This is a genomic window from Pseudomonas sp. SK2, from assembly GCF_016772395.1.
Taxonomy (GTDB): Bacteria; Pseudomonadota; Gammaproteobacteria; order Pseudomonadales; family Pseudomonadaceae; genus Aquipseudomonas; species Aquipseudomonas taiwanensis.
In genome coordinates this window covers 4,242,017-4,264,809 of sequence record NZ_CP061944.1, presented here as the reverse complement: position 1 = coordinate 4,264,809, position 22,793 = coordinate 4,242,017, and the positions used below count along the sequence as shown (strand labels likewise).

At 62.9% G+C, this 22,793-nt stretch carries 19 protein-coding genes; 15 read left to right on the top strand and 4 right to left on the bottom strand.

Going from position 1 to position 22,793, the window contains the following annotated elements; all coding sequences use genetic code 11:
• The first annotated feature begins 74 nt into the window (after positions 1–74).
• The 8 genes from IF103_RS19165 (at position 75) to IF103_RS19130 (ending at position 9,146) form a co-directional block, all read left to right on the top strand.
• Positions 75–800, top strand: a complete 726-nt coding sequence (locus IF103_RS19165) for a response regulator (RefSeq protein ID WP_027906573.1) — start codon at positions 75–77, stop codon at positions 798–800.
• Positions 781–2,235 carry an ATP-binding protein gene (locus tag IF103_RS19160; protein ID WP_023382096.1) on the top strand — a complete coding sequence of 485 codons (1,455 nt, stop codon included), beginning with the start codon at positions 781–783 and terminating at the stop codon, positions 2,233–2,235. Before IF103_RS19165 ends, IF103_RS19160 begins: the two co-directional genes overlap by 20 nt.
• 185 nt (positions 2,236–2,420) lie before the next feature.
• Complete coding sequence (locus IF103_RS19155; RefSeq protein WP_023382095.1) at positions 2,421–3,707, top strand: ABC transporter substrate-binding protein; 1,287 nt, start codon at positions 2,421–2,423, stop codon at positions 3,705–3,707.
• A 167-nt stretch (positions 3,708–3,874) separates the two neighbouring features.
• Positions 3,875–4,783: a carbohydrate ABC transporter permease gene (locus IF103_RS19150; protein ID WP_023382094.1), complete on the top strand. Its 909-nt coding sequence runs from the start codon at positions 3,875–3,877 to the stop codon at positions 4,781–4,783.
• Positions 4,776–5,621 (top strand): carbohydrate ABC transporter permease, encoded by an 846-nt coding sequence (locus IF103_RS19145; RefSeq protein WP_023382093.1) that lies wholly within the window; start codon positions 4,776–4,778, stop codon positions 5,619–5,621. Before IF103_RS19150 ends, IF103_RS19145 begins: the two co-directional genes overlap by 8 nt.
• Positions 5,622–5,624: 3 nt before the next feature.
• Positions 5,625–6,779: an ABC transporter ATP-binding protein gene (locus IF103_RS19140; protein ID WP_023382091.1), complete on the top strand. Its 1,155-nt coding sequence runs from the start codon at positions 5,625–5,627 to the stop codon at positions 6,777–6,779.
• A 102-nt stretch (positions 6,780–6,881) separates the two neighbouring features.
• Entirely contained in the window at positions 6,882–8,174 is a 1,293-nt protein-coding gene (locus IF103_RS19135; RefSeq protein ID WP_238346420.1) for a carbohydrate porin, read from the top strand.
• Between the two features lie 117 nt (positions 8,175–8,291).
• Positions 8,292–9,146: a D-hexose-6-phosphate mutarotase gene (locus IF103_RS19130; protein ID WP_104881323.1), complete on the top strand. Its 855-nt coding sequence runs from the start codon at positions 8,292–8,294 to the stop codon at positions 9,144–9,146.
• Here IF103_RS19130 and hexR read toward each other — a convergent pair.
• On the bottom strand, positions 9,139–10,002 hold the full coding sequence (hexR, locus tag IF103_RS19125; protein WP_177325267.1) for a DNA-binding transcriptional regulator HexR: 864 nt from the start codon (positions 10,000–10,002) through the stop codon (positions 9,139–9,141). The genes IF103_RS19130 and hexR overlap by 8 nt on opposite strands.
• A 210-nt stretch (positions 10,003–10,212) precedes the next feature.
• Here hexR and zwf point away from each other — a divergent pair, with 210 nt between their 5' ends.
• The 3 genes from zwf to IF103_RS19110 are packed head-to-tail and all read left to right on the top strand — an operon-like array spanning position 10,213 to position 13,080.
• Positions 10,213–11,682 (top strand): glucose-6-phosphate dehydrogenase, encoded by a 1,470-nt coding sequence (gene zwf / locus IF103_RS19120; protein WP_027906570.1) that lies wholly within the window; start codon positions 10,213–10,215, stop codon positions 11,680–11,682.
• On the top strand, positions 11,669–12,382 hold the full coding sequence (pgl, locus tag IF103_RS19115) for a 6-phosphogluconolactonase (RefSeq protein WP_027906569.1): 714 nt from the start codon (positions 11,669–11,671) through the stop codon (positions 12,380–12,382). Before zwf ends, pgl begins: the two co-directional genes overlap by 14 nt.
• A gap of 17 nt (positions 12,383–12,399) precedes the next feature.
• Positions 12,400–13,080 (top strand): bifunctional 4-hydroxy-2-oxoglutarate aldolase/2-dehydro-3-deoxy-phosphogluconate aldolase, encoded by a 681-nt coding sequence (locus IF103_RS19110; RefSeq protein ID WP_027906568.1) that lies wholly within the window; start codon positions 12,400–12,402, stop codon positions 13,078–13,080.
• Between the two features lie 279 nt (positions 13,081–13,359).
• On the opposite strand, the gene leuA is transcribed toward IF103_RS19110, so the two are convergent.
• From leuA to xseA, 3 genes are all read right to left on the bottom strand, one after another.
• Entirely contained in the window at positions 13,360–15,033 is a 1,674-nt protein-coding gene (leuA, locus tag IF103_RS19105) for a 2-isopropylmalate synthase (RefSeq protein ID WP_023382084.1), read from the bottom strand.
• A gap of 412 nt (positions 15,034–15,445) precedes the next feature.
• Positions 15,446–16,273 (bottom strand): M23 family metallopeptidase, encoded by an 828-nt coding sequence (locus tag IF103_RS19100; protein ID WP_027906566.1) that lies wholly within the window; start codon positions 16,271–16,273, stop codon positions 15,446–15,448.
• Positions 16,274–16,276: 3 nt separating this feature from the next.
• A complete protein-coding gene (xseA, locus tag IF103_RS19095; RefSeq protein WP_104882340.1) occupies positions 16,277–17,656 on the bottom strand; it encodes an exodeoxyribonuclease VII large subunit in 1,380 nt (459 codons plus the stop codon).
• A 294-nt stretch (positions 17,657–17,950) separates the two neighbouring features.
• On the opposite strand from xseA, the gene IF103_RS19090 reads away from it, so the two are divergent.
• The 4 genes from IF103_RS19090 (at position 17,951) to guaA (ending at position 22,522) form a co-directional block, all read left to right on the top strand.
• Positions 17,951–18,706, top strand: coding sequence for a sulfite exporter TauE/SafE family protein (locus tag IF103_RS19090; protein ID WP_023382081.1), 756 nt, complete (start codon positions 17,951–17,953; stop codon positions 18,704–18,706).
• 46 nt (positions 18,707–18,752) lie between these two features.
• Positions 18,753–19,310 carry a hypothetical protein gene (locus IF103_RS19085; RefSeq protein WP_023382080.1) on the top strand — a complete coding sequence of 186 codons (558 nt, stop codon included), beginning with the start codon at positions 18,753–18,755 and terminating at the stop codon, positions 19,308–19,310.
• Positions 19,311–19,396: 86 nt separating this feature from the next.
• Positions 19,397–20,866: an IMP dehydrogenase gene (gene guaB / locus IF103_RS19080; protein WP_023382079.1), complete on the top strand. Its 1,470-nt coding sequence runs from the start codon at positions 19,397–19,399 to the stop codon at positions 20,864–20,866.
• 78 nt (positions 20,867–20,944) lie between these two features.
• On the top strand, positions 20,945–22,522 hold the full coding sequence (guaA, locus tag IF103_RS19075) for a glutamine-hydrolyzing GMP synthase (RefSeq protein WP_023382078.1): 1,578 nt from the start codon (positions 20,945–20,947) through the stop codon (positions 22,520–22,522).
• Positions 22,523–22,793: the final 271 nt, after the last annotated feature.

Sequence of the window (22,793 nt, the reverse complement as noted above, 5' to 3'; positions counted from 1 at the left end):
TGCCGGCGATTGGGGCGCGAAGCGGCCCATGCAGCAGGCGACCAAGACCTGCGACAACGAGAGGGCGGGATACCTTGAGCACTGCCGGAAAATCGATCCTCATGGTCGACGATGACCAGGAGATCCGTGAACTGTTGCAAACCTACTTGAGCCGTGCCGGTTTCCAGGTGCATGCCGAAGCCGACGGTCAGGGATTTCGCCGGGCACTGGAAAACACCCCCTGCGACTTGGTGATCCTGGATGTCATGCTGCCCGACGAAGACGGTTTCAGCCTGTGCCGCTGGATTCGCCAGCACCCTCGTCAATCGCGGGTGCCGATCATCATGCTCACCGCCAGCTCCGACGAAGCCGACCGGGTGATCGGCCTGGAACTGGGGGCCGACGATTACCTGGGCAAGCCGTTCAGCCCCCGTGAACTTCAGGCGCGCATCAAGGCGCTATTGCGTCGTGCCGAGTTTGGCCAGGCCACGCCCAACGGGGTGGTGCTGGCCTTCGACGACTGGCGTCTGGACACGGTCAGTCACCGCCTGTTCCACCGCGATGGCGAGGAAGTGACCCTGTCCGGCGCCGACTTCGCCTTGCTCAAGCTGTTTCTCGATCACCCCCAGCAGATTCTCGACCGCGACACCATTGGCAACGCCACCCGTGGCCGCGAGCCGATGCCCCTGGATCGCATCGTCGACATGGGCGTGAGCCGCCTGCGTCAACGCTTGCGTGATACCGACAAGCCGCCGCGGTTGATCCGTACTGTGCGCGGCAGTGGTTACCTGCTGGCCGCCAATGTCCACTGCACGTCCTGAGCGGCGCTGGCGCCTGCTGCCTCGCTCGTTGCTGGGGCGCATGCTGCTGCTGACCCTGTTGGTGGTGCTGGTCGCCCAGGGCCTGTCGAGCGTGATCTGGGTGGCTCAGTTGCGGGCCAGCCAGTTGCAGGGGCTGCGTGCCAGCGCCGCCAGCCTTGCCCATTCCATGAGTGCCAGTGTCAGCTATTTCCGCTCGTTGCCGGTGGCTTTCCGGCCGATGGTCCTGGACCAGTTGCGCAGCATGGGTGGCACGCGCTTCTTCGTCTCGCTCAACGACAAGCCACTGGAGATGCCGGTGCTGCCCATCACGCCGCGTAAGCAGGCAGTGATCGAGGTGTTTCAGCAAGTGCTGCACGAACGGCTCGGGCCGCAGATGGAGATCTCCGTCGAGTTCGTCAGCCCCGATGACCTGCGTATCTTCAATAGCGGCCTGAAGCTCGACGAGCTGCCGCGCTCCTGGGCGCACTATTCGCTGACCCTGGAACCGCTCAACCCGCCTGTGCTGGTGACGCAGATCCGTCTGGGCGAGGGCGAGTGGCTGTACATCGCGTCGCTGCTGCCCGAGCCCTATACCAGCCTGGAGGCCGAGCGCCTGCCACGCCAGCAGATCGGTTTCATCGTGCTGACCACTGCATTGCTGTTGCTGTTCATCGGTCTGTTGGTGCACTGGCAGAGCTGGCCGCTCAAGCGTCTGGCCCGGGCGGCGCGGGAGATGTCGCTGGGGGCCGATGTGGCGCCCGTGGTCGAAGGTGGTGGCAGCGAGGTGGCCGAAGTGGGCCGCGCCTTCAACAACATGCGCGAGCGCATCAGCCGCTACCTCACGGAGCGCTCCCAGCTGTTCAGCGCCATTTCCCATGACCTGCGAACGCCCATCACTCGCTTGCGTCTGCGGGTCGAACTGTTGGAGGACGAGCGCCTGCAAGCCAAGTTCAGCCAGGACCTGGATGAGCTGGAGTTGCTGGTGAAGGGTGCGTTGCAATGCGTGAAGGACACCGACATTCACGAGAACATCGAGCCGATCGACCTCAACCAGGTGTTGGAAATCCTTGCCGAGCCATACCTGGGCGATGGCAGGATCACGCTCGAGGGGCGCGCCCTGGCGGCGTATCCGGGCAAGCCGCTGGCCTTGCGCCGGTGTATCGGCAACCTGATCGACAATGCCATCAAGTACGGCGAGCGGGCGCATTTGCGCATCCTCGACAGTGCCGAGGGGTTTGTCCTGCAAGTGGATGACCAGGGCCCCGGGGTGCCGGAGCAGCGCCTGGAGCAGGTGTTCGAGCCCCACTTCCGCTTGGCCGGGCAGCAGCAAGGGTACGGATTGGGCCTGGGGATTGCGCGCAACATCGCCCATAGCCATGGGGGAGAGGTGAGTCTGCTCAACCTGCGCGAGGGTGGGTTGAGGGTGACGTTGTACCTGCCGCGTGGGGCCGATTGACTGGGCGGTCGGTGGCGGCCCTCCACGGGTGCTCCTAGGCGGTTGTGCGCGCAGTGGACAGTGAATGTAACCAAACGATGACATTCGCACATCGCTTCGTTACCTGGCGTGGTCCGTGCGCTGATTAGACTCATGCCATGCAAGCGACAGTCTTGCCCGGCATAACAACAAGAAAAGGTGCTCTCATGTATTCCACGCTCCGCCTCGCTGCCGCGATCTCCCTCGCTTCGCTCCTCCCATTAAGCGCCCTTGCTGCCGATTCCAAAGGCAATGTCGAGGTGGTGCACTGGTGGACGTCGGGTGGAGAAAAAGCCGCAGCCGATGTGCTCAAGGCCCAGGTCGAGAAAGATGGCTTCACCTGGAAGGATGGCGCCGTCGCAGGCGGTGGTGGTGCCACGGCCATGACCGTGCTCAAGAGTCGCGCAGTGGCCGGCAACCCGCCCGCCGTGGCCCAGATCAAGGGCCCCGACATCCAGGATTGGGCCGCCACCGGTCTGCTCGACGCCGATGTGCTCAAGCCTGTCGCCGAGCAGGAAAAATGGGACACCCTGCTCGACAAGAAAGTCGCTGCCACCGTGAAGTACGACGGTGACTACGTGGCGGTGCCGGTGAATATTCACCGCACCAACTGGCTGTGGATCAACCCTGAGGTGTTCAAGAAAGCCGGCATCGACAAGGCACCGGCAACGCTCGAGGAATTCTACGCCGCTGCCGACAAGCTCAAGGCTGCTGGCTTCATTGCGCTCGCCCATGGCGGCCAACCCTGGCAGGACAGCACCGTGTTCGAGAGCGTGGCGCTCTCGGTCATGGGCGTCGACGGCTACAAGAAGGCACTGGTCGAACTCGACAAGGACGCCCTGACCGGGCCTGGAATGGTCAAGACCCTGACCGAGCTGAAGAAACTCGCCACCTACATGGACCCTGACGGCAAGGGCCAGGACTGGAACCTCGAAGCGGCCAAGGTCATCAACGGCAAGGCAGGCATGCAGATCATGGGCGACTGGGCCAAGAGCGAGTGGACCCTGGCGAAGAAAACCGCCGGCAAGGACTACCAGTGCGTGCCATTCCCCGGAACCGAAAAGGCCTTCCTGTACAACATCGACTCGTTGGTGGTGTTCAAGCAGAAGGATGAGGGCACCGCAGCAGGCCAGCAGGATATTGCCCGGATCGTGCTCGGCAAGGACTTCCAGAAACTCTTCAGCACCAACAAGGGGTCGATTCCGGTACGCAACGACATGCTCGCGCAGATGGGGCAGTACGGCTTCGATGCCTGCGCCCAGGCCTCTGCCAAGGACTTCCTTGCCGATGCTGGCAACGGCGGTCTGCAACCGAGCATGGCGCACAACATGGCCACGACCCTGGCCGTGCAGGGCGCGTTCTTCGATGTGGTGACCAACTACATCAACGACCCCAAGGCCGACCCGGCCGATGCGGCGAAGAAGCTGGCAGCGGCGATCCAGGCTGCCCAGTAGCCGATGTCACAGCCGTAGATCCGGCACGGTCCCTGTGGGAGCGGGCTCACCCGCGAAGCGTACACCGCGATTGCAGGTCAAGGGCTTGGCCTTTGTTCGCAGATAGGCCCGCTTCCACAGGTCACTCCTACACCAGGACGTCCCATTCCTGAATCGGGGTTTCAATCATGACTACGACAACCGCCCGACTGCGGGCCTCGCCCCTGGACGCTCTACAGCGCTGGCTACCGAAACTGGTGCTGGCGCCGAGCATGTTCATCGTCCTGGTGGGCTTCTATGGCTATATCCTGTGGACCTTCGTCCTCTCGTTCACCACGTCCACCTTCCTGCCGACGTACAAATGGGCAGGCCTGGCGCAATACGCCCGTCTGTTCGACAACGACCGCTGGTGGGTAGCCAGCAAGAACCTGCTGGTGTTCGGCGGGCTGTTCATCGCCATCACCCTGGCCATTGGCGTCCTGCTGGCGGTGCTGCTCGATCAGCGCATCCGTCGCGAGGGCTTCATCCGCACCATCTACCTGTACCCGATGGCGCTGTCGATGATCGTCACCGGCACCGCCTGGAAGTGGTTGCTCAACCCTGGCATGGGGTTGGACAAGCTGCTGCGTGACTGGGGATGGGAGGGTTTTCGCCTGGATTGGCTGATCGACCCCGATCGGGTGGTGTACTGCCTGGTCATCGCCGCTGTCTGGCAGGCTTCGGGGTTCATCATGGCGATGTTTCTCGCCGGGCTTCGGGGTGTCGACCAGTCGATCATCCGTGCCGCCCAGATCGACGGGGCCAGTCTGCCGCGCATCTACTGGACCGTGGTGCTGCCAAGCCTGCGCCCGGTGTTCTTCAGCGCGTTGATGATCCTCTCGCACATCGCCATCAAGAGCTTTGACCTGGTGGCGGCGATGACTGCGGGCGGGCCGGGTTACTCCTCCGACTTGCCGGCCATGTTCATGTATTCCTTCACCTTCAGTCGCGGTCAGATGGGCATGGGGTCGGCCAGCGCCATCCTGATGCTCGGGGCGATTCTCGCGATCCTGGTGCCGTACCTGTACTCCGAGCTCAGGAGCAAGCGCCATGCATAGCCCTTTGGACAAACCGGCGATGAGCCTTGGTCGTCTCGCCATCCATGCAGTGCTGCTGATGGCCGTGCTGCTGTACCTGGTACCACTGGTGGTGATGGTGCTGACCAGTTTCAAGACCCCGGAAGACATCGGCAGCGGCAACCTGTTGAGCTGGCCGGCGGTGTTCACCGGCATCGGCTGGGTCAAGGCCTGGAGCACGGTAAGCGGTTACTTCTGGAACTCGATCCTGATCACCGTCCCGGCCGTGGTGATCTCCACGGCCATCGGTGCGCTGAACGGTTACGTGCTGTCGATGTGGCGCTTCCGTGGTTCGCAGCTGTTCTTCGGGTTGTTGCTGTTCGGCTGCTTCCTGCCGTTCCAGACCGTCTTGCTGCCAGCTTCGTTCACCCTCGGCAAGCTCGGCCTGGCCAGTACCACCAGTGGCTTGGTGCTGGTGCACGTGGTGTATGGCCTGGCCTTCACCACGTTGTTCTTCCGCAACTTCTACGTAAGCGTCCCGGATGCGCTGGTCAAGGCGGCGCGTCTTGATGGCGCGGGGTTCTTCACCATCTTCCGCCGCATCATCCTGCCGATGTCGACGCCGATCATCATGGTCTGCCTGATCTGGCAGTTCACTCAGATCTGGAACGACTTCCTGTTCGGGGTGGTGTTCTCCAGTGGCGATTCGCAACCGATCACCGTGGCCCTGAACAACCTGGTCAACACCAGCACCGGGGCCAAGGAATACAACGTCGACATGGCGGCGGCGATGATCGCCGGCCTGCCAACCCTGCTGGTCTATGTGGTGGCAGGCAAGTATTTCGTCCGCGGGCTGACCGCCGGCGCCGTCAAGGGGTAAGTCATGGCAACGCTTGAACTTCGCAACGTCAACAAGACCTACGGCAGCGGTTTGCCGGACACCCTCAAGGACATTCAGCTGTCGATCAAGGACGGTGAGTTCCTGATCCTGGTGGGCCCTTCGGGCTGTGGCAAATCGACCTTGATGAACTGCATCGCGGGTCTTGAGCAGATCACCGGGGGCGCGATCCTGATCGACGACCAGGATGTCAGCGGCATGAGTCCGAAGGATCGCGATATCGCCATGGTGTTCCAGTCCTATGCCCTGTATCCGACCATGAGCGTGCGCGAGAACATCGAGTTCGGCCTGAAGATTCGCAAGATGCCGCAGGCCGCCATCGATGAGGAGGTGGCGCGGGTGTCCAAGTTGCTGCAGATCGAGCACTTGCTCGCCCGTAAGCCGGCCCAGCTGTCCGGCGGTCAGCAGCAGCGGGTAGCCATGGGCCGGGCCCTGGCGCGGCGGCCGAAGATCTACCTGTTCGACGAGCCGTTATCGAACCTCGATGCCAAGCTGCGGGTAGAGATGCGCACCGAGATGAAACTCATGCACCAACGCCTGCGCACCACCACGGTGTACGTGACCCACGACCAGATCGAGGCCATGACCCTGGGCGACAAGGTAGCGGTGATGAAGGACGGCATCATTCAACAGTTCGGCACGCCACAGCAGATCTATAACGACCCCGCCAACCAGTTCGTGGCCAGTTTCATTGGTTCGCCGCCAATGAATTTCATCCCTGTGCGTCTGACGAAGCAGGAGGGCCGCCTGCTGGCCTTGCTCGACAGTGGCCAGGCACGGTGCGAGCTGCCGCTGGGGGCGGCCAGCGATACGCTCGATGGGCGCGAGATCATCCTTGGTATCCGCCCGGAGCAGATCTCGCTGGGAGCCGGCGAGGGCAATGGCTTGCCAGGGATTCGCGCCGAGGTCGAAGTTACCGAGCCCACCGGGCCGGACCTGCTGGTGTTCGTCACCCTCAACCAGACCAAGGTCTGCTGCCGACTGGCGCCGGATGTGGCGTGCCGGGTCGGTGACAACCTCAACCTGCAGTTCGACCCGGCCAGGGTGCTGCTGTTCGACGCCGCCACCGGCGAGCGCCTGGACCCTGCCGCCAGCAGCGCTGCAGTAAAGGACAACGTGGCCCGCTTCAAGGGACGTTGAAACGTCTACACCATCAAATAAGAACAAAGAGGACGCAAAAGGATGGAACAGCGCAATCGCATCAAGACATTAGGCTCGCTGGCCTTGCTGGCGCCATTGGCCATGCTCGGCAGCGGCGGGGCGCAAGCTGCCGAGGCATTTTCCAGCGAGTCGAAGTGGATGACCGGCGACTGGGGTGGCACGCGTACCGAACTGCTGGAAAAGGGTTACGACTTCACCCTCGATTACGTCGGTGAGGTGGCTGGCAACCTCAACGGAGGCTACAACGACGACAAGACGGCCCGTTACAGCGACCAGTTCGCCCTCGGTGCGCACCTGGACCTGGAAAAGATCTTTGGCTGGAACGACACCGAGTTCAAGCTGGCGATCACCGAGCGTAGCGGTCGTAACCTGTCCAACGACCGGATCAGCGACCCGCGTGCCGGACAGTTCAGTTCGGTGCAGGAAGTCTGGGGGCGCGGCCAGACCTGGCGGCTGACCCAGATGTGGATCAAGCAGAAGTACTTCGACGGTGCCCTGGATGTGAAATTCGGCCGCTTTGGCGAGGGGGAGGACTTCAACAGCTTCCCGTGCGACTTCCAGAACCTGGCGTTCTGTGGCTCGCAGGTGGGCAACTGGGTGGGCGGCATCTGGTACAACTGGCCAGTCAGCCAGTGGGCGCTGCGGGTCAAGTACAACATCACTCCGGAATTCTTCGTGCAGGTGGGGGCCTTCGAGCAGAACCCTTCCAACCTGGAAACCGGCAATGGCTTCAAACTCAGCGGCAGTGGTACCAAGGGCGCGATCCTGCCGGTAGAGATGGTCTGGTCGCCCCAGGTCAATGGGCTGCCGGGCGAGTACCGCCTGGGTTACTACTACAGCACGGCCAAGGCGGACGACGTGTACGACGACGTCAACGGCAACCCGCAGGCGCTGACCGGCGAGGCCTTCAAGTCGCATTCCAGCAAGCACGGTTGGTGGGTGGTGGCGCAGCAGCAGGTCACCGCCCATGGTGGCGATGTCAACCGTGGTCTGAGCCTGTTCGCCAACTTCACGGTTCACGACAAGGCCACCAACGTGGTCGACAACTACCAGCAGGTCGGGATGGTTTACAAAGGCGCCTTCGATGCCCGGCCCAAGGATGACATCGGCTTCGGCGTCGCCCGTATCCATGTCAACGATGATGTGAAAAAACGCGCCGAGCTGCTCAATGCCCAGAGCGGTATCAGTGATTACGACAACCCCGGCTTCGTGCCGCTGCAGCGCACCGAATACAACGCCGAGCTCTACTACGGTTTCCATGTGACCAATTGGCTGACGGTGCGCCCCAACCTTCAGTACATCAAGAGCCCGGGCGGTGTCGACGAGGTGGACAACGCGCTGGTCGCTGGCTTGAAGATTCAGTCGTCATTCTGAGTGTACTTGTTGTAAATTTACGCCAATCCAATCCCGTTACCCGGCATCCACTGGCTTGCAGTGGATGTTGGGGATACGGAAAGACAGCGCTATCTCAAACAACAAGAGCTTGGAACCATGCCTGAACATCCGCTACATCGCTTCTTTTCCTCGCAACGGCCCAGGCCGACCTTCGAGTGGGAGCGTTACCAGCAGCGCGATGTGCTGATCATCGATCACCCCCGCTGCCAGGCGGTGTTCAGTCGCCAGGGGGCGCAGCTGTTGCATTTCCAGCCGGCTGGCGAGCGGCCATGGCTGTGGTGTGCCGAACAGTGGCCGCAAGTGGGGGCCATCCGCGGTGGTGTGCCGGTGTGTTGGCCTTGGTACGGCCGTCACCCCAGTGAGGACCTGTGGCCTGCCCATGGTTGGGCGCGCCTGCTCGACTGGAAGCTGGTAGACAGCCGAGAGGACGAAGAGGGGGTGACGCTCAAGTGGCGTCTTGACCTGTGCGACTGGCAGGTCGACTTGCATGCCAAGCTGGGCAGTCGCATGGAACTGAGCCTGAGCACCGAGCATCAGGACAGCGAACCCTGCCAGCTGAGTCATGCGCTGCTGGCTTACTGGCGTATTAGCGACGTGTCCGAGATAGCGCTGTCTGGGCTTGAAGACATCGAGGGCTACGACCGCCTGAACCGTCAGGTTTGCCGCGAAGACGGCGCGCTCAAGCTCAAGGGCGGTTGCCAGAAGGTTTTTCCGGGTACCCCTCGTGTGCAGTTACAGGACCCGGCCTGGCAGCGTGAATTGTGCATCGACACTGGCGACAGCGACGACACGGTGGTCTGGCACCCCGGCAACCGGCCGCTAATGGGTGTGAGCGGGCGAGAATGCCAGGGGTTCGTCTGTGTCGAGGCTGCCAGCGGCAGCGGCGAGGGCCTGAGCCTGGCGCCGGGGCAACGCGCCCACCTGCGTCTGCAGGCGCACCGGCTCAGCTGAGTTCGTCGTCCTCGATGGGGTAGCGGCTGGCGTTCAGGCTTTCCTTGATCTTGCGCAGGTGCGGCTGGAAGTCCACGCCACGGCGCAGGGTCATGCCGGTGGCCAGGACGTCGAGCACTGTCAGCTGGATGATCCGCGAGGTCATCGGCATGTAGATGTCGGTGTCCTCGGGCAGCGGGATGTGCAGGCTCAGGCTGCAGGCGTTGGCCAGCGGGGAGCCTGCGGCGGTCAGGCCCAGCACCGAAGCGCCGTTTTCCCGCGCCAGGCGTGCCACCTCGACCAGTTCGCGGGTGCGCCCGGTGTAGGAAATGATCACGAACAGGTCGCCGGTGTGGGCAACCGAGGCCAGCATGCGTTGCATCAGCACGTCGGCATGGGCCGACACGGCGAGGTTGAAGCGGAAGAACTTGTGTTGCGCATCAAGCGCCACCGGGGCTGAGGCGCCGAGGCCGAAGAAGTGGATCTGCCGGGCCTGGATCATCATGTCCACGGCGCGGCTGACCTGCTGCGGGTCGAGCTGCTGGCAGGCGCTGTCCAGGGAGGCGATGGCGCTGCCGAAGATCTTCTGCGTGTAGGCCGCCGGATCGTCGTCGGCCTCCACGGCGCGGCTGACATAGGCTGCGCCACTGGCCAGGCTCTGCGCCAGTTGCAGCTTGAGCTCGGGGTAGCCGCTGACGCCGAACGAGCGGCAGAAGCGGTTGACGGTCGGCTCGCTGACCTTGGCCGCTTGGGCCAGCGCGGCAATGCTGAAGCGGGTGGCTTGTTGCGGGTTGAGCAGGATGACTTCGGCGACTTTGCGTTCGGCCTTGTTCAGCTCGTCGAGGCGTCCCTGGATCTGCTCCAGGAGGTTTCGCACGCGGTCCATGGTATGTCCTTGGGTCGGGAAGACAGCCGGCTGCCTGGGCAGCAGGCTTTTTGCACGGTCGTCTATCGTACTGTCGGTGCGGTTGGCGCACCACTTGTCTGTTACGCTTACCGATAATGTTGTGTTTTTTACTACATTATCCCTTGAAAACCGTATGTGAAAGCGGTATTCCTAGACCAACTTTAGGAAAGAACCAACATCATGGCTGCGATCAGTGTCGAACCTTGCACATTTGCCTTGTTTGGCGCCCTGGGCGACCTGGCATTGCGCAAGCTGTTTCCTGCGCTTTACCAACTAGACCGTGCCAACCTGCTGCACCCGGATACCCGCTTGCTGGCGCTGGCCCGTGAGCCTGGGAGTGCGCAGGAGCATCTGGGTACCATCGAAGCCCATCTGCGTCGGCACGTGACGGAGGCCGACATCGAGCCGGCCGCACTTGGGCGTTTCCTTGGGCGCCTGAGCTATCAGCACCTGGACTTCCTGCAGCCTGAGGGCTACCAGGCCCTGGCCGAGCAACTGCCGGACGAGCTGCCGTTGATCGCCTATTTCGCCACCGCGGCGGCGGTTTACGGGGCGATCTGCGAGAACCTCGACAAGGTTGGGCTCGCCGCACGTACCCGCGTGGTGCTGGAAAAGCCCATCGGCCATGACTTGGAGTCGTCGCGCCGGGTCAATGACGCCGTGGCCAGGTTCTTCCCCGAAAGCCGGGTCTACCGCATCGACCATTACCTGGGCAAAGAGACGGTGCAGAACCTGATTGCCCTGCGTTTTGCCAACAGCCTGTTCGAAACCCAGTGGAACCAGAATTCCATCTCCCACGTGGAAATCACCGTGGCCGAGAAGGTTGGCATCGAAGGCCGTTGGGGTTACTTCGACAAGGCCGGCCAGCTGCGTGACATGATCCAGAACCACCTGCTGCAGCTGCTGTGCCTGATCGCCATGGACCCGCCCAGCGACCTGTCTGCCGACAGCATCCGCGATGAGAAGGTCAAGGTGCTCAAGGCACTGGCACCGATCACCGGCGAGCGTCTGAGCACTGCCGTGGTGCGTGGCCAGTACATTGCCGGCTACAGCGACGGTAAACCGGTGCCAGGGTACCTTGAAGAGGATAACGCCAACGCCCAGAGCGATACCGAGACCTTCGTCGCTCTGCGTGCCGACATCCGCAACTGGCGCTGGTCGGGCGTGCCGTTCTACCTGCGTACCGGCAAGCGCATGCCGCAGAAGCTCTCGCAGATCGTCATCCACTTCAAGGAGACGCCGCATTACATCTTCGCTCCGGAACAGCGTTTGCAGATCGGTAACAAGCTGATCATTCGCCTGCAACCGGATGAAGGCATCTCCCTGCGGGTAATGACCAAGGAGCAGGGCCTGGACAAGGGCATGCAACTGCGCAGTGGCCCTCTGCAGCTGAATTTTTCCGACACCTGGCGCAGTACACGAATCCCGGATGCCTATGAGCGCTTGTTGCTCGAAGTGATGCGCGGCAACCAGAACCTGTTCGTGCGCAAGGACGAGATCGAGTACGCCTGGAAGTGGTGTGACCAGCTGATCGCAGGCTGGCGCAACGCCGGGGACGCGCCCAAACCATACGCGGCGGGGTCCTGGGGGCCGATGAGCTCGATTGCATTGATTACCCGCGATGGGAGGGCATGGTATGGCGATATCTGAACTGAATCTGCCGGCGGCGATCAAGGCCCATCAATTAGCCGACGGCAAGGCCCTGGCGACCACGCTGGCCGAGGATGTCGCCGACCGCTTGCGCGCTGCCATCGCCGCCAAGGGCCACGCCTGCGTGGTGCTGTCGGGGGGGCGCAGCCCGGTACCCTTCCTCGAGCAACTGGCGGTGCAATCGCTGGATTGGTCGAAGGTGACGGTGAGCCTGGCCGATGAGCGTTGGGTGCCGGTGGAACATGCCGACAGCAATGCGGGCCTGTTGGCCCGGCACCTGCTCAAGGGGCCTGCGGCCAAGGCGCGTTTTGTCGGCCTGTACCAGAGTGCGGTCAACCTCGAAGCTGCGTCCGAGCTGGCTGACCAGCTGATGGCCGAACTGCCACCCATCGACGTGCTGGTGCTGGGCATGGGCGATGATGGCCATACCGCTTCGCTGTTCCCAGGTAGCCCGTTGTTGCGCGAAGGCCTGAACCTTTCAAGCCCGCGCCGCATCCTGCCGATGCTGGCGCCGAGCGTGCCGCGCCAACGCCTGACCATGACCCGTTCACTGCTCGCCAGCGCCGCATTCATCGCGCTGTCCGTGCAAGGCGAGGGCAAACTCGCTACCCTGCGCGCCGCCCTGGCGGGCAACGACCTTTCCGAAATGCCGATTCGCGCTTTTCTTCACGACCCCCTGGACATCTACTGGTGCCCATGAGCCAAGGATCCACTGTCATGACCACCCTCGAACGCCCACAGCCCAAGCTCTCGATGGCCGAGAAAGCTGCACGGATCGATGCCATCTGCAAAGCGGCGCGCATCCTGCCGGTGATCACCATCGCCCGTGAGGAAGACATCCTGCCTCTGGCCGACGCTCTGGCCGTTGGCGGCATCCGTACCCTGGAAGTGACCCTGCGCTCGCAGCACGGTCTTAAGGCCATCCAAGTGCTGCGTGAGCAGCGCCCGGAGTTGTGCGTCGGCGCCGGTACCGTGCTCGATCGCAGCATGTTCGCTGCCGTCGAAGCTGCAGGTGCGCAGTTCGTCGTTACCCCTGGCATCACCCAGGACATTCTCGAAGCGGGCGTGGACAGTGAGATCCCGCTGCTGCCAGGTATCAGCACACCGTCTGAAATCATGATGGGCTATGCCCTGGGTTACCGCCGCTTCAAGCTGTTCCCGGCGGAAATCAGCGGTGGCGTGGCGGCAATCAAGGCCTTTGCTGGCCCGTTCGGCGATATTCGTTTCTGCCCGACTGGCGGCGTGAACCCGGCCAACGTGCGTAACTACATGGCCCTGCCCAACGTGATGTGCGTGGGCGGTACGTGGATGCTCGACAGCAGCTGGATCAAGAATGGCGACTGGGCGCGGATCGAGGCATGCAGTGCCGAGGCGATTGCGCTGTTGGATGCCAACTGAATTTGTTGTGTGCTTTACGGCTTATGGGGCGCTTGGTCGGCGCCCCTTTTTTTTGCCTGGCGTGGGTTGGGTGGCGCCTGTGAGATCCAGCGCCGCCCGCGCGGCACATCGCGAGCGCCTTTCACAGGCGTTACTGGCCCGAGACAAACGTAGGAGCGAGCGCAGCTCGCGATGCGCCGCGCGGGCGGCGCTCGATTGCATCGACGCTAAAAATGCTGTGGCGAACGCAAAAAAACCCGCATCCAATGATGCGGGCTTTCTTGTCCATCAGGGTAAGGCTCAGGCGGCCTTGGCTTCCTGCTGGCTCAGCGAGCGGTTCAGCGCGCTGAACAGGGCCTTGAAGCTGGCGGTGGTGATGTTCTCATCGATACCCACGCCGTGCACCGGACGGCCACCGGCCACGCGCAGCTCGATGTAGGCCGCCGCCTTGGCGTTGGTGCCCGCGCCGATGGCGTGCTCGTTGTAGTCCATGATTTCCACTGCAACCGGCAGGCCGGCTACCAGGGCTTCCAGGGCGCCATTGCCCTTGCCGCGCCAGTGCAGGGTGGTCTCGCCTTCACCGGCGACTTCCACTTCCACGGCGCTGTGGCCGTTCTCTTCCTGCAGACGATGGCTGACCAGCGCATAAGGGCTGTTGGCCTGGAGGTATTCCTTGTGCAGCAGGCTGTAGATCTGCTGGGCGGTCATCTCCAGGCCCAGACGGTCGGTTTCTCCTTGAACCACCTGGCTGAATTCGATCTGCATGCGGCGTGGCAGGCTGATGCCGTATTCCTGCTCGAGCAGGTAGGTGATGCCACCTTTGCCCGACTGGCTGTTGACGCGGATCACCGCCTCGTAGCTGCGGCCGATGTCGGCCGGGTCGATCGGCAGGTACGGCACTTCCCACAGCTCGCCTTCCTTCTGCTTGGCGAAGCCCTTGCGGATGGCGTCCTGGTGCGAGCCGGAGAATGCGGTGTGGACCAGGTCGCCAACGTACGGGTGGCGTGGGTGTACCGGCAGCTGGTTGCACTCTTCGACCACCTTGCGCACGCCGTCGATGTCGGAGAAGTCCAGCCCTGGGTCGATGCCCTGGGTGTAGAGGTTCAACGCCAGGGTCACCAGGTCGACGTTGCCGGTACGCTCGCCGTTGCCGAACAGGCAGCCTTCGGCGCGGTCGGCACCGGCCATCAGGCCCAGCTCGGTGGCGGCGATGCCGGTGCCGCGGTCGTTATGGCAGTGCAAGCTGATGATCACGCTGTCACGGCGGTTGATGTTGCGGCAGAACCACTCGATCTGGTCGGCGTAGATGTTCGGCGTGGCAACTTCCACGGTGGCCGGCAGGTTGAGGATGATCTTGTGCTCAGGGGTCGGGTTCCACACGTCGATGACTGCGTCGCAGACTTCCTTGGCGAACTCCAGCTCGGTCGCGCTGAACGTTTCAGGCGAGTATTGGAAGGTCCACTGGGTTTCCGGCTGCTGGGCGGCATATTTGACGAACAGCTTGGCTGCGTTCACCGCGATGTCCTTCACGCCTTGCTTGTCCTGGTTGAAGACAATGCGGCGGAACGACGGGCTGGTGGCGTTGTACAGGTGGACGATGGCCTTTTTCGCGCCGCGCAGCGACTCGAAGGTGCGGGCGATCAGGTCTTCGCGGGCCTGGGTCAACACCTGGATGGTGGTGTCGTCGGGAATGTGGCCTTCTTCGATCAGCATGCGCACGAAGTCGAAATCGGTTTGCGAAGCGGACGGGAACGATGCCTCGATTTCTTTCACGCCAACCTGCACCAGGGTCTTCCAGAAGCGCAGTTTCTTCTCCGAGTCCATCGGCTCGATCAGCGACTGGTTGCCATCACGCAGGTCGGAGCTGCACCAGATCGGCGCCTGGGTGATGGTTTTCGACGGCCAGGTACGGTCGGGCAGGTCGATAGTCGGGAAGGCGCGGTATTTCTTCGAAGGGTCTTTGAGCATGGTCATGGAAGCAATCCTTTTGTGTGCGGCCGAGATCGGGCCTGCCGAGCGATAACGAGATGAAGAGGCGAGGCGACGCGATTCAACCTGGTAGTCGGGCGCTGACCAGGCAGAGGCTGCGATGTTGTCGGAGCAGAATGAGGGTGCTGAAGGTTTTCATGCCTTCAACCCTAACCAGTGGGGTGGGGGATGGCAAGTGTTCAGAAAAAATTGAGAGGAATGCTTAAAAAAAGCGCAGTGACGAGATTTTATCGCTGATATTCGTCTGTGTATTTGGATTTCTTGCGCGGTATTTTTCAATGGCGCAACAAGGTGAAGAGGGGTTCAATTAGGTGGTCCCGTTCGCGGGTAAACCCGCTCCTACAGGTGTGATACCCCCGTGGGAGCGGGTTTACCCGCGAAAAAAGCGCCGTCGATATCAGGGCTGGAACGCACCGATGAAAATCGCCGGATCCACTCGGGCATCGTTCAGGCTGACATTCCAGTGCATATGTGGCCCGGTAGCCCGCCCGGTCGAACCCACTCGCCCGATCACATCACCTCTGCGCAGCGTCTGGCCTGGTTGTACGTCGATCTTCGACAGGTGGCAGAACATGCTGATGAAGCCTTGGCCGTGGTCGACGAAAACGGTGCGGCCGTTGAAGAAGTAGTCGCCCACCAGAATCACCTTGCCGTTGGCGGGCGTCTTGATCGGCGTGCCGGCAGGTACCGCGAAGTCCAGGCCTGCGTGCGGGTTGCGTTCTTCGCCATTGAAGAAACGACGCACGCCGAACTTGCTCGACAGCGGGCCGTTGACCGGCTTGTCGAGGATCAGGTTGCTCGGCAGGGCCGGGCTGAAGCTGCGGTAGGCGTTGATCTGTTCGGCCAGTTCGCGGTCGATGCGTTTCAGGTCGGCGGGGTTGGGGTTGACCTGGCGCTTGTTCTTCAGGGTGATGTGCTGCTCGGGGTACTTCTTGCTGCCGACGGTGAAGCGCAGGTTGCGACCGCCCTGGTTGAGGACGGCGGTGCCCGGCTTCTGGGTCAGCGGAATGCCGACGATGGCCAGCCAGTTGTCCTGTTCCTTGACCACCAGCACCGGTTTGCCATCGAAACGTGCGCTGGGTGCGGTTGCCGAGGGGCCCAGGTCGATGACTGCGACGCCACCGGGCACCGGCTTGTTCAAGGTGCGGGTGATGTAGCTGGCCTGGGCGCCGCCGGCCAGCAGCAGCAGGGAAAGGGCGAGCAGGGGCGCGATCAGGCGAGGCATGAGTCAGTCCAGTAGGGGGAGGGTGACCGGGGTCAGGTGGTTGTCTTCGACCCGCACCTGCAGTTCGCCCTCGTTGAGGCGGGCGGTCAGGCGCTGGCCGTTGTAGGTCTGATCGGCACTGCGGATGGCCTTGCCGCGTTCGTCGAGCAGGATGCTGTAACCGCGGGCCAGGGTCGCCAGTGGGCTGACCACCTGCAACGTCTGCAGTTGCGCCTGGAAGCGCTGACGGCGGTCCTTGAGCACTTCGCGCATGGCCCTTGGCAGGCGTTCGGCAAGGCTGTCCAGGCGCTGGCCCAGCAGTTTCAGGGCGCGGCCCGGATGCTGCGCGGCCAGGCGGGTGTCCAGGCGTGCCAGGCGTTCGCGGCGCTGGTTCAGGTCTAGCATGAACGCTCGGCGCAGGCGCATGTCCAGGTCGTCCAGGCGCTGGGCTTGCTGGCGCAGGCGTTCGCCAGGGTGGCGCAGGCGACGGGTCAGGGACTCCAGGCGCAGACGGTCATGGGTCAGGCGGTTTTGCATGCGCAGCAGCAAGCGCCGCTGCAAACCGTCCAGGCGCTGTTGCAGGCCACTGTTGTCCGGGGCCAGCAGTTCAGCGGCCGCCGAAGGTGTCGGAGCCCGCACGTCGGCGACGAAATCACTGATCGATACATCGGTTTCATGGCCTACCGCACTGACGATTGGCGTGGCACAGGCGGCCACCGCGCGGGCCACGGCTTCTTCGTTGAAGCACCAGAGGTCCTCCAGCGAGCCGCCGCCACGGGCCAGGATCAATGCATCGAAGCCACGGCTATCGGCCAGTCGCAGGGCCCGGACGATCTGGCCGATGGCTTCACGTCCTTGCACCGCAGTGGGGATCAGGTTCAGCTCGACCTGTGGTGCGCGGCGGCGGAACACACTGATGATGTCGCGGATCACCGCGCCGGTGGGCGAGGTGATGATGCCGATGCGTTGCGGATGGGCCGGCAGCGGCTTCTTGCGTTCGGCGCTGAACAGGCCTTCGGCGCCGAGCTTTTCCTTCAAGGCCTCGAATGCCAGGCGCAAGGCGCCGTCGCCAGCGGGCTCGACGGTGTCGAGAATCAGCTGATAGTCGCCACGCCCTTCGAACAGCGAGACCTTGCCGCGTACGCGTACCGCCAGGCCATCGCGCAGGGCCTGGCGCACGCGCGCGGCATTCTGCCGGAACAGCGCGCAGCGCACCTGCGCCCCGCTGTCCTTGAGGGTGAAGTACATGTGGCCGGAGGCCGGGCGGGCGAGGTTGGAAATTTCGCCTTCCACCCAGACACTGCGGAATACATCTTCCAGCAGCACCCGGGCGCGGCCGTTGAGCTGGCTGACGGTGAGGACCTCGCGGTCCAGGCCGAGTCGTTCGAAGGGGTCTTTGATCATGGTGGGCATGATAAGGGGGAGGGTGGGGGGCGCCAAGTGCATGGCGGGAGAATTATGATGCTGTCGCGATCGAGCGCCGCCTACGCTTGTTTTTCCTGCGAGATACCGGGCGGTCGCGCGCGCCTTCGACAGGCATTATTGGCCCGAAACAACGGTAGGAGCGAGCCTTGCTCGCGATGCGCCGCGCGGGCGGCGCTCGATTACCCACGCGCTATAACCCTAAAGGCATGCCCCTGTCCGCCTCGGCGCAATCCGGTGACGGACACACCAAGGACTCCACAGGAATCAAGCAAGATGCTGACCCAGCTGTCACTTAGCCCTCTCGACTGGCTACCCATTCTCCTCGCCATTGGCGTTGCCTACATCGTCTTCGGTATCGCTGGCTTCGGCACGGCATTGGTGGCCGGCCCGGTGCTGATCCACTTCATGCCGCTGTCCCGCATCATCCCGCTGTTGGTGTTGCTCGACTTCGTCGCCGCATTCGGCAACCTGCTGCCGTCACGCCGTGATGTGGTGCGCGGTGAGCTGCTGCGCCTGCTGCCATGCATGGCGGTGGGCTGCACGTTGGGCGTGGTGTTCCTGCTGGGGCTCAAGTCCGACCTGCTGCTGTTACTGATGGGGCTGTTCGTCACCGCCTACGCGATCTATGGCCTGGCTGTGAAGGTGCGACCGGCCAGGCTGGCCGGCTGGTGGGCGGTGCCGATGGGAACGGTCGGCGGCCTGTTCGGGGCGTTGTTCGGCAGTGGTGGTTTCCTGTATGCCATTTACCTGAGCGCACGGCTGGACGCGAAAGAGCAGGTCAGGGCAACCCAGAGCGCGCTGATCAGTTGCAGCACGGTGGTGCGCTTGTCGCTGTTCCTGATCGCCGGTGTCTATGCCGATGCGAGCCTGCTACTGCTGGCAGTCTCCCTGCTGCCGGTGATGTTCATAGGCCTGTGGTCCGGGCGCCGGCTGACCACGAAGCTGTCCCGCGAAGCCTTCGTGCGCCTGGTCACCTGGCTGGTCCTGGCCAGCGGCCTGGCCCTGATCGGTCGCTACCTGAGTGCGTGAGCGTTAGAATTGCCTCATTACCGCAGTCCGTAGGCTCGCTTGCTTGATGAACACCCAAAGCATCATCGTTCCGAAACTTTCCACCGTGCCCGTGCACGAAGCCCGTGCCAGGGCCATCCTGCGCTGGCTGGTGCGCGAGAAGATCGTCGAGGAGCACCTGACCACCTGTGGTCGAACCGGCAACCGCATGGGCCATGCCCTGTCCGAAGGCGCGCGCAAGGTCGCGCTGCATCCCGAGAAACTGCCTTTCGGCGAGCAGGTCAACGGGCTGGAGGTGGTGCTCAAGCGCTGCATCTATACCCCGACCGAAGGTTTTCTCGAAGAGGCCGGCTGTCCGGAGTGCCGCCGCGAAGTGGGCGAGCCGCTGTTCGAAAGCCTGGAGGAGTGGATGCCCGGCGTCAGCGATAACTTCACCTGCCCGCTGTGTGGTTTCGAAGATGACATCAATGGCTTTCTCTTCCTCCAGCCATGTGCCTTTTCCAACCTGGGATTCATCTTCAACAACTGGGGCGAGGCCGGATTCACCCAAGCCTTCCTTGACAGCTTCGCCGACTGGCTCGACCAGCCGGTGGCGGTGGTACAGGTAAAAGTGCCACGCGCCTGACCGAAGGCCCCTTTTTTGCATTGAGCGGCGCGCCGTGGATGAGTATAATGGCGCGCTTCCATTTTTCCCGCCCGGGAGCCCCCGCGATGCTGCGTATCAGCCAAGAAGCCCTGACCTTCGACGATATCCTCCTTGTACCTGGTTATTCCGAGGTACTGCCCAATGAAGTCAGTCTCAAGACCCGTTTGACCCGTGGCATCGAGCTGAACATTCCGCTGGTTTCCGCTGCCATGGATACCGTGACCGAAGCGCGCCTGGCCATCGCCATGGCCCAGGAAGGCGGCATCGGCATCATCCACAAGAACATGACCATCGAACAGCAGGCCGGCGAAGTCCGCAAGGTCAAGAAGTTCGAGGCTGGCGTGGTCAAGGACCCGATCACCATCGACGCCGACGCCACCGTGCGCGACCTGTTCGACCTGACCCGCCTGAACAACATCTCCGGCGTTCCGGTGCTGGCGAACGGTGACCTGGTCGGTATCGTGACCTCCCGTGACGTGCGCTTCGAAAGCCGTCTGGACGCCAAGGTCCGCGACGTGATGACGCCAAAAGAGCGTCTGGTCACCGTTCGCGAAGGCGCCGACAAGAACGAAGTCCGCGAGTTGCTGCACAAGCACCGTCTGGAAAAAGTCCTGATCGTCGACGACAAGTTCAACCTCAAGGGCATGATGACCGTCAAGGACATCGAAAAGGCCAAGGCCTACCCGCTGGCCAGCAAGGACGACCAGGGTCGTCTGCGCGTTGGCGCCGCCGTCGGTACCGGCAAGGACACCGGCGAGCGCGTTGCCGCCCTGGTTGCCGCTGGCGTTGACGTCGTCGTCGTCGACACTGCCCACGGTCACTCCAAGGGTGTCATCGACCGCGTTCGCTGGGTCAAGGAAAACTACCCGCACGTGCAGGTGATCGGCGGCAACATCGCCACCGGCGCTGCTGCCAAGGCCCTGGCTGAAGCCGGCGCCGACGCGGTCAAGGTCGGTATCGGCCCAGGTTCCATCTGCACCACCCGTATCGTCGCCGGTGTCGGCGTGCCGCAGATCAGCGCCATCGCCAACGTTGCCGCTGCACTGGAAGGCACGGGTGTCCCGCTGATCGCCGACGGTGGCATTCGCTTCTCCGGTGACCTGTCCAAGGCCATCGTTGCTGGCGCCTCGTGCGTGATGATGGGTTCGATGTTCGCCGGTACCGAAGAAGCACCGGGTGAAGTCGAGCTGTTCCAGGGCCGTTCCTACAAGGCTTACCGCGGCATGGGCTCGCTGGGTGCGATGGCACAGGCGCAAGGCTCCTCGGACCGTTACTTCCAGGACTCCTCGGCCGGTGCCGAGAAGCTGGTTCCGGAAGGCATCGAAGGCCGCGTCCCTTACAAAGGCGCCCTGGCTGCGATCATCCACCAGCTGATGGGCGGCCTGCGTTCGTCCATGGGCTACACCGGCAGCGCGACCATCGAAGAGATGCGTACCAAGCCGGAGTTCGTGCGCATCACCGGTGCCGGCATGGCCGAGTCCCATGTGCATGACGTGCAGATCACCAAAGAAGCCCCTAACTACCGCGTAGGTTGAGGCTTCCAGCTACAACAGAAAGCGGGGCTGTCATGACAGCCCCGCGTCGTTTCCGATTTCCACTGACGAGATTGAGTCATGGCCCTCGACATTCACGCTCACCGCATCCTGATCCTCGATTTCGGTTCCCAGTACACCCAGCTGATCGCCCGCCGCGTGCGCGAAATCGGCGTGTACTGCGAGCTGCATCCGTTCGACATGGCCGATGAAGCGATCCGCGAATTCAACCCGCGCGGCATCATCCTCGCCGGCGGCCCCGAGTCGGTCCACGAAGCCAACAGCCCCCGCGCTCCACAAGCGGTATTCGACCTGAAGGTCCCGGTGCTGGGTATCTGCTATGGCATGCAAACCATGGCCGAGCAGATGGGCGGCAAGGTCGAAGGTTCCGACCTGCGTGAGTTCGGCTATGCCCGCGTTGATGTAGTAGGCAAGAGCCGCCTGCTCGATGGCATCGAAGACCACGTCGATGACGACGGTGTACTGGGCCTGGACGTGTGGATGAGCCACGGCGACAAGGTTACCCAGATGCCGGGCAACTTCCATGTGCTGGCCAGCACCCCGAGCTGCCCGATCGCCGGCATGTACGACGATGCCCTGGGCTACTACGGCGTGCAGTTCCACCCGGAAGTGACCCACACCAAGCAAGGCGGTCGCATCCTGTCCCGTTTCGTTCAGGACATCTGCGGCTGTGAAGCCCTGTGGACCCCGTCCAACATCGTCGAAGACGCCATTGCCCAGGTTCGCGAGCAAGTCGGTTCGGCCAACGTCCTGCTGGGTCTGTCCGGCGGCGTCGATTCCTCCGTGGTCGCCGCGCTGCTGCACCGCGCCATCGGCGACCAGCTGACCTGCGTGTTCGTCGACAACGGTCTGTTGCGCTTGCACGAAGGCGACCAGGTCATGGCCATGTTCAAGGAAAACATGGGCGTCAAGGTCATCCGCGCCGACGCTGAAAAACAGTTCCTCGACAATCTGGCCGGCGAAGCCGACCCAGAGAAGAAGCGCAAGATCATCGGCCGCACCTTCATCGACGTGTTCGATGCCGAAGCCAGCAAGCTGGAGAACATTCAGTTCCTCGCCCAAGGCACCATCTACCCGGACGTGATCGAGTCGGCTGGCGCCAAGAGCGGCAAGGCTCACGTGATCAAGTCGCACCACAACGTCGGTGGCCTGCCGGAGGAAATGAACCTCAAGCTGGTCGAGCCACTGCGTGAACTGTTCAAGGACGAAGTGCGCAAGATCGGCCTGGAGCTGGGCCTGCCGTACGACATGGTCTACCGCCACCCGTTCCCGGGCCCAGGCCTGGGCGTGCGTATCCTGGGTGAAGTGAAGAAGGAATACGCCGACCTGCTGCGTCGCGCCGACCACATCTTCATCGAAGAACTGCGCAAGGCAGACTGGTACCACAAGACCAGCCAGGCGTTCGTGGTGTTCCAGCCGGTCAAGTCGGTGGGTGTCGTTGGCGACGGTCGTCGCTACGCCTGGGTCGTGGCCCTGCGTGCCGTCGAGACCGTGGACTTCATGACCGCTCGTTGGGCGCACCTGCCATACGAGCTGCTGGAGACCGTCAGCGGCCGTATCATCAACGAAATCGACGGTATCTCGCGCGTTACCTACGACGTGTCGAGCAAGCCGCCAGCCACCATCGAGTGGGAATGAGTTGAGCCACAGGGGCGCCGCAAGGCGCCCTTGTCGTTAATGCGCCAGGCTCGGCGCGTTGCGCATCAGTGCAACCCGCTTGGTAGTGGTGGCCAAGCGGGTGACTTGGAGGTGAAAGTCCTCTGCACACCCGGCGACGGCACGTGTTAGCCAGGGGCAAGGGTGTCGCGACTGCGGATCTGAAGGAAGCCCGAGGCAAGGTGCTGGCCTGGCGAACAGCAAGCCGATAGAGGCGGCACGGCGGGGTAAGGTTGCATTGACCACCAAAGCC